The sequence below is a fragment of the Bacillus swezeyi genome (assembly GCF_030908325.1).
GTDB lineage: Bacteria > Bacillota > Bacilli > Bacillales > Bacillaceae > Bacillus > Bacillus swezeyi.
Genome location: NZ_CP133085.1, coordinates 4,239,354 through 4,252,628, shown reverse-complemented (window position 1 = coordinate 4,252,628; position 13,275 = coordinate 4,239,354). Strand labels below are relative to the sequence as shown.

Sequence of the window (13,275 nt, the reverse complement as noted above, 5' to 3'; positions counted from 1 at the left end):
TCCTGCCCATTTAATCTATCACTACTTACCATAGAAGTAAATATTTTCGATGAAACATTCAAGAAATTTTTAAATAATGCAATAAATGAGATTGAATTGTCGGGGAAATCATTGTTTTTACAGCCGCCGGCAAGGGACTCTTCCCTTTGCCGGCAGGCTGAATGTTATTTAACGAGGGACAATCTCCAAAGTTGTCTCGGCATGATTAATGTTTTTTCCATTTTGATGAAGTTCGGCAGTAATTCTGTGCGTTCCTGCGTTCGGAAGCGTTTTCCTAATCATCACTAGTTTGAATTCAGAGGAGCTCAAAGCATAGACGGGAACTCTGACAGTTTGTCCGTCATTTAAAATTTGCGTATATTCAAGTGCTTTACCATTTAGTGTATCCCTTGTGCTTGCATGAAAACGGTAAGGGAAATGAAATTCAACATAGCTGGAGCCGACAAATGTATTCGGTTTATAAGTGATTTCGATATCAGAAGTCGTCCACTCTTTATTGCTGTTAATCGTTTTGGCCTCAAGCACCGGCTGCTTGGTCGGATCATCCGGCTGCGGCTCTTGCGGCGGCTTAGGCTGCGGCTTTTTCGGCCAATGAGGCGGCGGACAAAAGATCGGACCTCTAAAGTGTTTTGTATTCACTTCCTGAGCGCTTGCTCCAGAGGTAGGAAGGATAAATGAAAACAATGCTGCTGAAGTTAATAAACCAACACTGAGTTTGCGAATGAATTTCCGTTTAAACATCAAAATGTTCCTCCTAAATGGCAATTTTAAAGTTAGAGGACGTCCTAAAATATTCAAGAAAAGGTAGAAATACGATCGCGATCTACTAAATTCCTTTTCTTGTGTAATTAATCTATCATCTTTTACCATGCAAGTAAATATTTTTAGTTAAATTTCTAAAAAAAATTTAAAATATTCAGGGTTAATTAATAGTTTTCAGTTAATTGAGAGCGTTTTTTTATAAAAAAGAATCGTATAAAGAACAAACTGGATAATTGTGTATATTTTGTTGCCGTTTGTTGATATACATTCTAATATAGTAAAAAAGAAAAGGGGGATGGGCAATGAAAGACATTCAGTTATTTTTGGCCGGCGATTCAACCGTTTCCGATTATGGTGCATCAGCGGCGCCGCGTGCAGGATGGGGTCAACGGATTGGAAAATGTTTGAAGACGGACATGGTAGTCCGCAATGAAGCGGCATCAGGGAGAAGTTCAAAGAGTTTTATTGAAGAAGGAAGGCTCGAGCGGATCTTGAAACAAATTCAACGCGGCGACTATTTGTTTATCCAGTTTGGACATAACGACCAAAAACCGGATGAGCGCCGTACAGAGCCTTATGGAACATTCCAGCAATATTTGCATCGTTATGTAGATTCAGCGCGGCTGAAAAAAGCGATTCCAGCCCTGATCACACCGGTACAGAGAAGATCGTTTGACACTCAAGGCCGCCTCAAACATACACATGGCGACTACCCTGATGCCATGAGGCAGCTGGCGGCGGAACTTCAGGTCCCGCTGATTGATCTCACTTTAAAAAGCGGACGATTGCTGCAATCCTTGGGGCCTGAAGCGTCCAAAAAGCTGTTTTTGTGGCTTGAACCGGGAGAGCATCCCAACTATCCAGACGGCGCCGAGGATAATACACACTTTTGCGAATATGGGGCAGGGGAAATCGCGAAGCTTGTGGCGCGGGGGGCGCGAGAAGCCGGGCTTCTTTTATGAGGCAGTGTACTTGAGAATAATTTTCAATTATTTTTCAAAATTTTGCACTTCGACCTTTAAACTGTGATACGATCTATTTCATAAAGATTTTAAAAAGGAGTGCACATCATAACATGATACGCCGCTTTTTTTCATACTATAAGCCGCATAAACGGCTGTTCTTGATTGATTTCAGCAGTGCGATCATCGTCGCAGTTCTAGAACTCGCGTTTCCTTTAGTTGTTCAGTGGTTCATCGATACACTGATTCCGGGGGGAGACTGGTTTGAAATCGTCTGGGTCAGCCTCGGGCTGCTGTTGATCTATCTGCTCAGCACCGGTCTCCAGTACATCGTCAATTACCTTGGGCATCAGCTGGGGATTAACATAGAAACAGACATGCGCCAGGAGCTCTTTCAACATGTGCAGCGCCAATCGTTCCGCTACTTTGATAATACGAAAACAGGGCATATTATCAGCCGCATCACAAACGATCTGTTTGACATCGGAGAGCTGGCCCATCACGGACCGGAAGATTTATTTATTGCGGTTATGACCTTTTTTGGAGCATTCTGGATCATGTTGACGATTAACGTAAAACTTGCACTGGTCGCCATTTTGTTTGTTCCGCTGCTGATTATTTTGATCACTTATTCAAACATCAGAATGAACCGTGCCTGGAGAGAGATGTATAGTGAGATTGCAGATGTCAACGCCAGGGTTGAGGACAGCGTATCAGGCGTTCGTGTCGTTCAATCGTTCACCAACGAACACTTTGAGATTTCCCGTTTTTTGAAAAATAATCAAAAATTCCGCAACGCGAAACTCAAAGGGTATAAAACAATGGCGCTGACGACAGCAGGGACATTTTTAATGACTCGGCTGATGATTCTTTCAGTCCTTGTGTTCGGAGCGTGGCTCAGTTTTTCCGGGAACATGTCATATGGCGAATTTGTAGGATTTGTTCTTTATGTCAATGTTTTGTTTAAGCCGATCGATAAAATCAGCGCGATTTTGGAGCTTTATCCGAAAGGAATGGCCGGGTTCAAGCGGTTTACGGAATTAATCGATACAAAGCCGCAGATTGTTGACCGCGAGGATGCTGTTGATGTTCCCGCTTTAGAAGGACACATTGTCTTCCGCAATGTGACATTTGGCTATGAAGAGCATAAACCTGTCCTTTCAGGAATTGATTTATCGATCAGATCAGGTGAGACGGTTGCATTTGTAGGACCGTCAGGAGCGGGCAAAACGACGATCAGCTCGCTGATTCCGCGCTTCTATGATGTAGACGGCGGATCGATTACGATTGATGGAATCGATATCCGTGACATGACAAAGCGGTCTCTACGTTCGCAAATCGGCATAGTTCAGCAGGATGTGTTTCTATTTACAGGTACTCTTCGTGAAAACATTGCCTACGGACAATTGGATGCAACAGATGAAGAAATTAAACAGGCAGCTAAGATGGCGCATTTGGAACAGCTTATTGAGTCGCTTCCGGACGGCTATGAAACCCAGGTCGGTGAGAGAGGACTGAAGCTGTCGGGCGGTCAAAAACAGCGGATCGCGATCGCCCGGATGTTTCTGAAAAACCCGCCGATCCTCATTTTGGATGAAGCTACGTCTGCTCTTGATACAGAGACGGAACAAATCATTCAAAACGCTTTGACCGAGCTCGCAAAAGACAGGACAACGCTCGTCATCGCCCACAGGCTTGCCACCATCCGCAACGCCGACAGGATTGTAGTCGTAACGGAAGACGGAATCGCAGAAGAAGGATCACACGATGAATTGGTGGAAAAGGGCGGGGTATTCGCCAGCCTTCACCGGGTTCAATATCAGTCATGAAAAAAACGGGCAAGCCTATGTTTAGGCTTGCTTTTTCGTTCAAAAGACCTTGAAAAAGGGGGATGTGAGGTGTTAAACTTCCGTTATATATTCAATATCGAAATCCGATATTGATTTTCGATAAAGGGGGGTTCTGTATTGGAAGATAAAGTATTGCGAAAACTATTCCTCGGCTTCATTCAGATTCATATTCTGCACCATGCCAGTGAACATCCGATTTTCGGATTGTGGATGCTCGAGGAATTAAAGGAACACGGATATAACATCAGTGCGGGCACATTGTATCCGATACTTCATTCCATGGAGTCTGACGGACTGCTCAAAAAAGAAGAACGAAATGTGGACGGGAAAATCAGAAAGTATTATTCTGCTACGGAAAAAGGAATCAGCGTACTAAAGGACGCAAGATTGAAAGCATATGAACTGTTTAAGGAAATTAAAGAATAGCCAAAAAGGAGTGGGAAAATGACAAAGCATAAAGCGGACAGAAGCTTGAAGACGCTGATTGAAATCCTCTTTGTTTCAACAAGACTTGGATTGACGTCTTTTGGAGGACCGATTGCTCACTTAGGATATTTCCACGCAGAGTATATCCGTAAAAGAAATTGGCTGGACGAAAAAAACTATGCCGATCTGGTCGCTTTATGCCAGTTTTTGCCCGGTCCGGCCAGCAGCCAGGTTGGGATCGGAATCGGTGTCATGCGTGCCGGCGTTCTCGGCGGAATATTGGCGTTTATCGGATTTACGCTGCCGTCTGTGATCGCATTGGTTTTATTTGCCTTGATCCTTCAGGGGACTGATATCGGAAGCGCCGGCTGGATCCATGGGTTAAAAATCGTTGCCGTTGCCGTAGTCGCACAGGCGATCCTCGGCATGGCGCAAAAGCTGACGCCTGATTTAAAACGAAAGGCGATTGCTTTGTTTGCGCTTGTCACTACACTGCTTTGGCAGACAGCATTTACCCAGGTCGGCGTCATCCTGCTTGCTGCATTCGCCGGCTATCTCTTCTATAAAGAGCAGAAAGAAACGAACGATTCTGTGATGAAGTTTCCCGTATCCCGGCGGTTCGCAGCGGTTTGTCTGAGCTTATTTTTCGGACTGCTTATTCTTCTGCCGGTTTTAAGGGAAATGACATCCATCAGCTGGATTGCGATGTTTGACAGTTTCTACAGATCGGGTTCGCTCGTCTTCGGCGGCGGCCATGTTGTATTGCCTTTATTGGATCGTGAATTTGTTCCGGCTGGTTGGTTAAGTGAAGAAGCGTTTTTAGCCGGTTATGGTGCGGCCCAGGCTGTTCCGGGCCCATTGTTTACATTTGCTTCATATCTCGGTGCGGTCATCAATGGCTGGCAAGGCGGACTGCTTGCAACAGCTGCGATCTTTCTGCCGGCATTCCTTCTCATCTTGGGAACGCTGCCTTTTTGGGATACACTGCGCCGAAATCCGAAAGTAAAAGGGGCTTTAATGGGAGTGAACGCAGCTGTTGTAGGAATACTGATTTCGGCGTTTTATCATCCGATCTGGACCAGTTCCATCCTGGCGCCGCTTGATTTTGCGTTTGCAGCCGTTTTATTCAGCCTGCTTGCCTACTGGAAGCTCCCGCCTTGGATAGTCGTTGCTGCCGGTGCTGCAGGAGGCGCTTTGATGACACTGGTTTAGGGTTACAAAAAGGCTGCCGATAGAGATCGACAGCCTTTCAGCGTGTCGACAAACCCTCGCATTCGTTCTCAGGCCTGCGCGTCGGTGCTCACGAATCAAGGAAGGAACGGCGGCTAATCGCTCAGGCGTCCTGCCTGAACGCCGCCGTCATCACATCTAAAAGTAAGGAACGACGGTTAAGTGCGCGGACGTCCTGTCCGAACACCGTCGTCATCACGTCCTGTGAAAGCCCGATGCTCGGCCTTCCTAGACTGCAAAGGTTTTCAATCACGCTGAAAGGATGACAAAATCCTAAAACTTTAAACCGTTTTAGGATTTTGTCAACAATCTGAAAGGCTGCCGATAGAGATCGACAGCCTTTTTTAACTTGCCTGACATACACCTCCGCGGTCTGTCGGCATATCAGCCGACCATTTCAGCGTTTTTCTTTTCCGATCTCGGGCAGTATGGTTTTGGCAATGTTTTCATCCATTTTTTCATAGTCATAGTAATGGATAGCATCATATAGCTCCTCACGTGTCTGCATATCCTGCAGTACGTCTTTTTGCGTGCCTTTTTCATAAATTTCCGCAAAGACCCGTTCATACGCTTTTGCAGCAGCCCTCATGGAAGTGACCGGATAAATCACCATGCCGCATCCGAGCAGCTGAAATTCTTCTGCTGTATAATAAGGCGTTTTTCCGAATTCCGTCATATTGGCCAGCAGAGGAGCCTTTATGGCTGAAGCTATTTCTTGAAATTCGGCCGCACTTGTCAATGCTTCCGGAAAAATCGCGTCAGCCCCTGCATCAGCGTACAGATTGGCCCGTCTGACCGCGGCTTCAGTTCCTTCAACAGCCTTTGCATCCGTACGGGCCACGATCACGAGTGAAGGAGCGGTTTCTTTAATCGCTTTGATTTTTGCTATCATGTCTTCTGCGGAAATCAGTGTTTTTCCGTTTAAGTGTCCGCATTTTTTTGGCAGCTGCTGATCTTCGATTTGGACGGCTGCGACTCTGCTCTCCATCATTTCTGCGGCTGTACGAGCTGCATTCAACACTCCGCCATAGCCAGTGTCAATATCAACCAAAAGCGGGAGGTTTGCGGCTCTGACTAGTTCGCGGGCTTTTTCCGCCATCTCTTGTGAGTGGATCATCCCGAGGTCCGGCATTCCCCGGCTTGCCGTATAAGCTGCTCCTGAAAGATAGAGGGCTTTAAAGCCGGTATTCTTAGCGGTTATCGCCGCCATTCCGTCGTGAACCCCGGGGATTTTTAAAATATCCGGCGCTTTCATAAGCCTTCTGAACGCTTCAGCCAGTTCCTCCTGGCTCGCTTGTTTTGAAACTATCCACATGCTAAAAACCTCCTAGATCACAAACAATTCCATAAAATCTGGGACAGATGTGTCTTTTAATTTGTGCGGATCATTGAGCAAAGCGTTGATTTGTTCCGCCTGGCCAGCCGGGAAGCGGGTTTTCAAATTGGCTATCAATTTTTCCTTGAGCAGCGGAATGCCTTCATTTCGGCGGCGCCGATGGCCGAGCGGATACTCGATCGCGACTTTTTCCGAATGTGTGCCGTCTTTATAAAAAACTTGAACGGCATTTGCGATAGACCGTTTTTCCGGGTCGAGGTAATCGGCAGAGTATTGTTTGTTTTCTACCGTTGTCATTTTCGCGCGGAGCCGGTCGATCTCCGGATTTTGCGCTGTTTCATCTTCATAATGGTCAGCCGTGATGTCTCCGTAAATGAGACCGATGGCCGTTATATATTGGAGGCAGTGGTCACGGTCAGCCGGATTGTGTAAGCTTCCAGTTTTGTCGATAATTCGTATGGCTGATTCGTGAGTCGTTATGACGATTTGGTCAATTTCATCAAGTCTGTCTTTCACTTGGCTATGAAGCTGGATCGCCGCTTCAGCCGCCGTTTGGGCATGAAATTCCGCCGGGTACGAAATTTTAAAGAGGACATTTTCGATCACATAAGAGCCGAGCGGCCTGGCAAGCGTCAGTTCTTTTCCGCCGAATAATACATCTTGAAATCCCCACATTGGAGCGGACAATGCCGTTTTGTAGCCCATTTCGCCTTTTAGGGTCATGAGAGCAAGCCTTACGCCGCGGCTGGTCGCATCACCGGCGGCCCATGACTTCCGCGATCCGGTATTCGGCGCGTGCCGATAGGTCCGCAGGCTGGAATTATCAACCCAAGCTTGTGAAACGGCATTGATGACATCTTGTTTTGTGCCCCCTAAAAGCGAGCATGCGACAGCCGCTGAGGCGACTTTTACAAATAGCACGTGGTCAAGGCCGTTTCTGTTCAGACTGTTGTTGAGAGCGAGGATGCCTTGAATCTCATGGGCTTTTACAATCGCCGTGAGCACGTCGTTTATGGTGAGCGGTTCTTTGCCTGCTGCCAGCCGCTGTCTGCTGATATAGTCGGTGCAGGCTAAAATGGCTCCCAAGTTATCTGACGGGTGGCCCCATTCGGCCGCCAGCCATGTGTCATTATAATCGAGCCAGCGTATCATACAGCCGATATTGAACGCACCCTGCACTGGATCAAGTTCAAACTGTGTGCCCGGAACGCGGGTTCCGTTTGGGACGACTGTTCCCGGCACAATCGGGCCGAGATGTTTTGTGCACTCGGGAAACTTGAGCGCCAATATTCCGCAGCCGAGTGTATCCATTAAGACATAGCGCGCCGTCTCAATGGCTTCTTCGCTTGAAATGGCGGCATTGACCGTATAGTCTGCAATTTCTTCAAGCAATTGATCACAGATTTGTGCTTCTGTTATCTTCGTTTTCATGAAATCACCCTTTCTTGATCAATCTAAATTATGGATGAAGATGACGCGGTCCAGTATAGTGAACCCGCGGACGGAACAGCCGATTGTCCGCATGCTGTTCAATGACGTGCGCACTTAAGCCGATAGAGCGGGCCGCAAAGAATATCGGCGTATAGAGATCGATCGGAATGCCGAGCAGATAATAGACGGGAGCCGCGTAATAATCAAGGTTTGGATAAAGTCCCTTTTCTTCACGCATCAGTTTTTCGCCTTCATCGCACATTTCAAATAAATCCTGCCTTCCGAATTTGTGAGCCAGCGAAAAGAGCGCTTTTTTCAATAGAGCGGCGCGCGGGTCCATTTTTCTCATGTATACGCGGTGTCCAAAGCCCATAATCTTTTCTTTTTTGTTTAACTTTTGCTTGATCAGTTTAATGAAGCCCAATTTTGTTTCACCTTCCAGCAGCATGTACATGACTGCTTCATTAGCGCCGCCGTGTAAATTTCCTTTTAGAGAAGCTGCGGCGCCTGTGAACGCTCCGTATATATCTGAGTTTGTCGAGGCGATGACTCTGGCGGCAAAAGTGGAGTTCGGCATTTCGTGCTCGCTGTAGAGCATTAATGTTTGATCAAAGACAGCCGTTTCTTGTTCGCTCGGCTCTTTTCCCGTCAGCATGTATAGAAAATTCTGGCTGTAGGACAATTGTTGATCAGGCATTATGGTTTTCTGCTGATGCAAGATGCGGTAGCTGTTTGCAGTAATATTCGGAACCTGTGCGATTAAACGCAATGCTTTGGCCGTATTTGCTGTTCTAGACCGGTCATCCAGTTCCGGATCATATCCGGATAAAGCTGAAATTCCTGTTCTGAGTGCATCCATTGGGTGAGTATCCTGCGGAAGTGATGACAGAATGGTGTAGATTCCTTTAGGAAGTTCATAGACATTCTTTAAAGCGCTTTCAATTTCTTTTAGTTCCATCTGATCAGGCAACTTATCATGCAGGAGAAGGTAGACGAGGTTTAGATATGTTTTTTGTTCCGCAAGCTCGATCAGATCATAGCCTTTGATGACGATTTCTTCCGCTTCGGTATCCAGGTAGGAAATTTTTGTTTCTCCTGCGATGACGCCTTCCAATCCGGGTTTAAATACACCTTGTTTGCCCATTTTTCCACCCCATATTCGTTATTTGGCATGTGTGTGCAAATACGTGATGTGAAATTGGCGTCGGCTTTTCGGAGGGTTAGTATAAACGTTCGAGCGTTTCTTCAATGGAACGTAAACTGCGTCTGATATGAGAACGCATGGCTGCTTCTGCCAAACTGCTGTTTCTTTCTTTCACGGCATCGAAAATGTCCAAATGTTCATGTAAGGATACGGACGGTTTGTAATGAGGATTTTTGTATCCGCTGATTCTCCGATATCGTTCAATCCTGCTTTCAAGCTGTTCAAGAAAACGTTTTGCAGTTGCATTTGTACTGATGGCGTGCAAAATCGAATGAAATTCAGACCCGTATTTGACCGTATCTGCCTTGCGATCCTTTGCGGCAGCCATCTTCATTAATTCGATTCTGTCTTCAAGCTGGTGAAGGCGCTCTGTTGTCATAAGCTGTGCGGCTTCGGCGGTGAGGAGCCCTTCAAGTGCTTCGCGAACTTTAAAAACTTCTTTCGCTTCATCAGGCGAAATCGGACAGACGCGAAGCCGGCCATTAGGCTGTTTATTGACCAATCCTTCAAGCTCCAGCCGGTAAAGTGCCTGGCGCAGCGGAGTTCGGCTGATTTCTAAATCCTTTGCAAGACTGTCCTCGGCAAGCTGCTCAGAGGGCGGGTATTCGAGTTCAATGATTTTGCTTCTTAGTTCATTGTAAGCATAATCACTTGCAGACTGTCTTTTGACTGGATTTGAAGAGTGCATGAAAGGTGTTCTCGCCTCCTTTTTCAGAATATAAATATAATTGTATACAATGATACAGATATGTCAATGTCATCCATGCCGATTTCCGGGGTGACAGCATCAAAAAAACAAACATCGTCTCTTAGATAAGAGATTGTTGATGTTTGTTTTTCCTTGTTCAATCGTATTGATATAAATGAGGCCGATCATTGATCCACTGTTTTAGTTCTTCGATCATCTGTTCATAGCCGGCAGGCTGATAAGGTACATCCTCCCTTGTCATGACCAGGCTTTTATCAGATTGGGTGCGATGATCGGGAATAATCGTAATTCCCCTGGAAAAGGTTTTATTTAATAAGTGGAGCAGTTCATATTTGGAGATGGACCGATTTCCGGTCAAGTGGACCAACCCGCTTAATTTTGAGGTCAGGAGCTGCTCAATCGCTTTTGCCAGTTCGAGGGTCGTCAGTCCGTTCCAGAACACGTTTTTATAGCCGTATATGATTTCCGTTTGCTTCATAAACCAATGGAACAAACCGATGCCGTCTTTCAGCTCGGGTCCGATAATGGATGTCCTGATCGTTAAGTTTTTACCGTCTGTCACCTCACCTAAACTCTTTGTTTGCGCATATACTGAACTTCCGTCTTTCACATCTGTTTCGGAATATTTTCCTTTTGAACCTGAAAAAACGCAATCGGTGCTGATATGAATCAGATCATAGTGATAGGTGCTGCTCATCTCAGACAAGAGATGCGGCAGGATGCTGTTGACATGAATCGCTTCGAGCATACGCTGACGTGCGGCATCATTTAATATGCCTGTTGCATTAATCACGGCATCAGGTTTTACCTTTTCCAGCAGTTTTTTTAATTCATCCGTGTTTGTAGCATCGAGAAAGAAACAATTTAAATCATTCGGCAATGATTGCCGCTGTGTCCAAAATACTTCATATTGTTTTTTGGCAGAAAAATATTCTTTCAGTACATGGCCGGCCATTCCATTTCCGCCTAAAATCAACAGCTTCACTGAAGAAAACCTCCTTCCTTCAACATTTCTGCGATTTCAGCTTTGGACATAAGCAGATCATTTGATTGGAACTGCTGAAAGTCTGCTTTTGTGAATTTCTGATAGTGATGAATCAGCTTTTCTGATGGATGGGAAGGCAAGATCACATAATATTGGGAATCATAAAGGTAAGTAAACGGAGCCTCATGATTAGAAACGAGTATTTCATGAAGCTTCTCACCAGGACGAATACCTATTTCTTTTATTCCGACGGGACTTGAAGCCAGCTCCTCTATCAAAACTTCCGCAAGGTCCAGTATATTGCAAGCCTTCATTTTCATGACAAAGATTTCTCCCCCTATGGCTTCTTTGGAAGCCTTGAGCAGCAAATCAATCGCTTCGCCGACTGTAAGGAAAAATCTTGTCATCTCTTTTGAGGTCAGGGTAAGGGCCTGCCCCTTTATAATGAGGTCTTTGAAGAGCGGCACGACGCTTCCGTTTGTTCCTAAAACATTTCCGCCTCTGATGCATACAAAATCTGTGTCGGCGCTATAATCATTGGCGCGGATCATTAATCTTTCACCGAGTGATTTGGTCATTCCGTAAAAGTTGACGGGATCAGCCGCTTTATCAGTTGATACATCAATGACTTTTTTTACTTTGTTGGCGATGGCTGCACGAATGACATTTTGCGTGCCGATGACATTTGTTTTCAATGCTTCTTCAGGCTGATCCTCGCAGATTGGAACATGTTTTAATGCTGCGAGATGGAAGATATAATCAACATCTTTGCAGGCTGTCCCCAAGGAAAGATAGTCTCTTACATCGCCGATCATAAATTTTAATGAAGGGTGGTGATTGAACTCCCGCTGCATGCTGATTTGCGTGAATTCATTTCTTGAAAAAATCCTGATCTCTTTCGGTTTATATAACAGTAATTTTTTAGTCAGTTCCATCCCCCATGAACCAGTGCCTCCGGTAAGCAGTATTCGGGTGTTTTTAAACATACTTCTCCTCCTAAAACAGATCGTTTGATAGACTGTTTAAACTAGCATATAAATGTATATGATTTTTTGAAAAATTTGTGTGATAGAACCGCCTGATTTGAAAGGAATAAGGCATACTTGGATATTGCATGCAGACTTATAGCGCATAGTCTGCCTATTAAATGGCACACCTTTTTCATCAATTGAATATATATATATAGATTTTCAGGCAAATAGGGCCCTAGCGGAGATTTTAACCGACGGCTGTGTCTGTGTGTTCAATCTATCCTGAGGCTAAAAAGGAGTAAGATGATGAAGATCATGACGATTATCGGAACCAGGCCGGAGATCATCCGCTTAAGTTTGATCATCCGCAAGCTTGATCAATTTGCAGATCAGCATATATTGGTTCATACTGGTCAAAACTATGATGAAAAACTAAGTGAAATTTTTTTTGAGCAATTAAATGTGAGGATGCCAGACTATCATATTAAACTGTCCCGTTATTCAATCGGCGCACAGATTGGCGAAATATTTACAGAGGTCGAGAAACTGATATTGAAGCTCAAGCCCGATAAATTGCTGGTGCTCGGCGATACGAATAGTGCGCTGTGCGCTTTTATCGGCGAAAGATACGGAATTCCCGTGTATCATATGGAGGCCGGCAATCGCTGTTTTGACAACTCGGTTCCGGAGGAGATCAATCGGAGGGTGATCGATTCAATTGCATCATTTAATTTGCCTTATACAAACATCGCCAAAGAAAACTTAGAAAGGGAAGGCATGCATCCGCAAAGAATATGGGTTTCAGGAAATCCGATTTATGAAGTGATGAATCATTTCAGTGAAGACATTTCAAAAAGGAATGTACTCGATACGTTAAATGTCAAGAGTCAATCGTTTATATTGGTAACGGCGCACCGGGCTGAAAACGTAGATGTAAAGGAAAGGCTGCAGCATATTGTGGCAGCGCTGAAATCGCTGGCCAATACGTATCAAATGCCAATTATATGCAGTGTTCATCCAAGAACAAGAGATCGTTTGCAGAAGTTCGGCATTCAAAACGACGAGACGTTGCTGAAATTTTGTGAACCATTTGGTTTTTTTGATTTTATCCGGCTGCAGCAGCATGCAAAATGTGTCATAACGGACAGCGGAACGGTTCAGGAAGAAAGCTGTATACTAAGAGTTCCTTCAGTTACGATAAGAAACAGCACTGAAAGGCCGGAAACGGTGATGTGCGGAAGCAATGTGGTATCAGGACTTGAAGCAGAGCGCATCGTGAAGGCAGCAGAGCTGATGATGCAGGCCAAAACCGATTGGGAGCTGCCGGAAGGATATGCAGACCCGAACGTCTCGGACAAAATTGTTCATTTTATTTTGGGCGGTTTGAGACATGTTTGACCTATTGAGTA

At 45.3% G+C, this 13,275-nt stretch carries 12 protein-coding genes; 5 read left to right on the top strand and 7 right to left on the bottom strand.

The annotated features are described in order from the left end of the window. Nucleotides 1-168 precede the first annotated feature (168 nt). The gene (gene bslB, locus RBH91_RS21280; protein ID WP_307892857.1) at nt 169-741 is read right to left on the bottom strand and encodes a biofilm surface layer hydrophobin BslB; all 573 of its coding nucleotides are present in this window, start codon (nt 739-741) and stop codon (nt 169-171) included. Between the two features lie 323 nt (nt 742-1,064). Between bslB and RBH91_RS21275 the strand changes: the two genes are divergently transcribed. From RBH91_RS21275 to RBH91_RS21260, 4 genes are all read left to right on the top strand, one after another. Further along, nucleotides 1,065-1,724 carry a rhamnogalacturonan acetylesterase gene (locus tag RBH91_RS21275; protein WP_307892856.1) on the top strand — a complete coding sequence of 220 codons (660 nt, stop codon included), beginning with the start codon at nt 1,065-1,067 and terminating at the stop codon, nt 1,722-1,724. Nucleotides 1,725-1,837: 113 nt separating this feature from the next. Further along, on the top strand, nt 1,838-3,553 hold the full coding sequence (locus tag RBH91_RS21270; protein ID WP_307892855.1) for an ABC transporter ATP-binding protein: 1,716 nt from the start codon (nt 1,838-1,840) through the stop codon (nt 3,551-3,553). Between the two features lie 138 nt (nt 3,554-3,691). Then, the gene (locus tag RBH91_RS21265; protein WP_076759632.1) at nt 3,692-4,000 is read left to right on the top strand and encodes a PadR family transcriptional regulator; all 309 of its coding nucleotides are present in this window, start codon (nt 3,692-3,694) and stop codon (nt 3,998-4,000) included. 18 nt (nt 4,001-4,018) lie between these two features. Then, nucleotides 4,019-5,212, top strand: coding sequence for a chromate transporter (locus RBH91_RS21260; RefSeq protein WP_307892854.1), 1,194 nt, complete (start codon nt 4,019-4,021; stop codon nt 5,210-5,212). A gap of 415 nt (nt 5,213-5,627) precedes the next feature. On the opposite strand, the gene prpB is transcribed toward RBH91_RS21260, so the two are convergent. The 6 genes from prpB to RBH91_RS21230 form a co-directional block, all read right to left on the bottom strand. Beyond that, nucleotides 5,628-6,545, bottom strand: a complete 918-nt coding sequence (gene prpB, locus RBH91_RS21255; RefSeq protein WP_307892853.1) for a methylisocitrate lyase — start codon at nt 6,543-6,545, stop codon at nt 5,628-5,630. A 12-nt stretch (nt 6,546-6,557) separates the two neighbouring features. After that, a complete protein-coding gene (locus RBH91_RS21250; RefSeq protein ID WP_307892852.1) occupies nt 6,558-7,997 on the bottom strand; it encodes a bifunctional 2-methylcitrate dehydratase/aconitate hydratase in 1,440 nt (479 codons plus the stop codon). Nucleotides 7,998-8,025: 28 nt separating this feature from the next. Then, complete coding sequence (mmgD, locus tag RBH91_RS21245) at nt 8,026-9,141, bottom strand: citrate synthase (RefSeq protein ID WP_307892851.1); 1,116 nt, start codon at nt 9,139-9,141, stop codon at nt 8,026-8,028. A 76-nt stretch (nt 9,142-9,217) separates the two neighbouring features. Next, a complete protein-coding gene (locus RBH91_RS21240) occupies nt 9,218-9,889 on the bottom strand; it encodes a GntR family transcriptional regulator (protein ID WP_076759622.1) in 672 nt (223 codons plus the stop codon). 157 nt (nt 9,890-10,046) lie between these two features. After that, a complete protein-coding gene (locus RBH91_RS21235; RefSeq protein WP_076759619.1) occupies nt 10,047-10,895 on the bottom strand; it encodes a dTDP-4-dehydrorhamnose reductase family protein in 849 nt (282 codons plus the stop codon). Next, complete coding sequence (locus RBH91_RS21230; RefSeq protein ID WP_307892850.1) at nt 10,892-11,881, bottom strand: polysaccharide biosynthesis protein; 990 nt, start codon at nt 11,879-11,881, stop codon at nt 10,892-10,894. The genes RBH91_RS21235 and RBH91_RS21230 overlap by 4 nt, the downstream gene beginning before the upstream one ends. 291 nt (nt 11,882-12,172) lie before the next feature. Here RBH91_RS21230 and wecB point away from each other — a divergent pair, with 291 nt between their 5' ends. Beyond that, nucleotides 12,173-13,264 (top strand): non-hydrolyzing UDP-N-acetylglucosamine 2-epimerase, encoded by a 1,092-nt coding sequence (gene wecB, locus RBH91_RS21225; RefSeq protein WP_076759614.1) that lies wholly within the window; start codon nt 12,173-12,175, stop codon nt 13,262-13,264. Nucleotides 13,265-13,275 lie beyond the last annotated feature (11 nt).

Coding starts and splice junctions, on each gene's coding strand:
- mmgD (WP_307892851.1), bottom strand. CDS start 9,141: ATGGGCAAACAAGGTGTATTTAAACCCGGATTGGAAGGCGTCATCGCA.
- wecB (WP_076759614.1), top strand. CDS start 12,173: ATGAAGATCATGACGATTATCGGAACCAGGCCGGAGATCATCCGCTTA.
- RBH91_RS21240 (WP_076759622.1), bottom strand. CDS start 9,889: ATGCACTCTTCAAATCCAGTCAAAAGACAGTCTGCAAGTGATTATGCT.
- RBH91_RS21275 (WP_307892856.1), top strand. CDS start 1,065: ATGAAAGACATTCAGTTATTTTTGGCCGGCGATTCAACCGTTTCCGAT.
- RBH91_RS21270 (WP_307892855.1), top strand. CDS start 1,838: ATGATACGCCGCTTTTTTTCATACTATAAGCCGCATAAACGGCTGTTC.
- RBH91_RS21230 (WP_307892850.1), bottom strand. CDS start 11,881: ATGTTTAAAAACACCCGAATACTGCTTACCGGAGGCACTGGTTCATGG.
- bslB (WP_307892857.1), bottom strand. CDS start 741: ATGTTTAAACGGAAATTCATTCGCAAACTCAGTGTTGGTTTATTAACT.
- prpB (WP_307892853.1), bottom strand. CDS start 6,545: ATGTGGATAGTTTCAAAACAAGCGAGCCAGGAGGAACTGGCTGAAGCG.
- RBH91_RS21250 (WP_307892852.1), bottom strand. CDS start 7,997: ATGAAAACGAAGATAACAGAAGCACAAATCTGTGATCAATTGCTTGAA.
- RBH91_RS21260 (WP_307892854.1), top strand. CDS start 4,019: ATGACAAAGCATAAAGCGGACAGAAGCTTGAAGACGCTGATTGAAATC.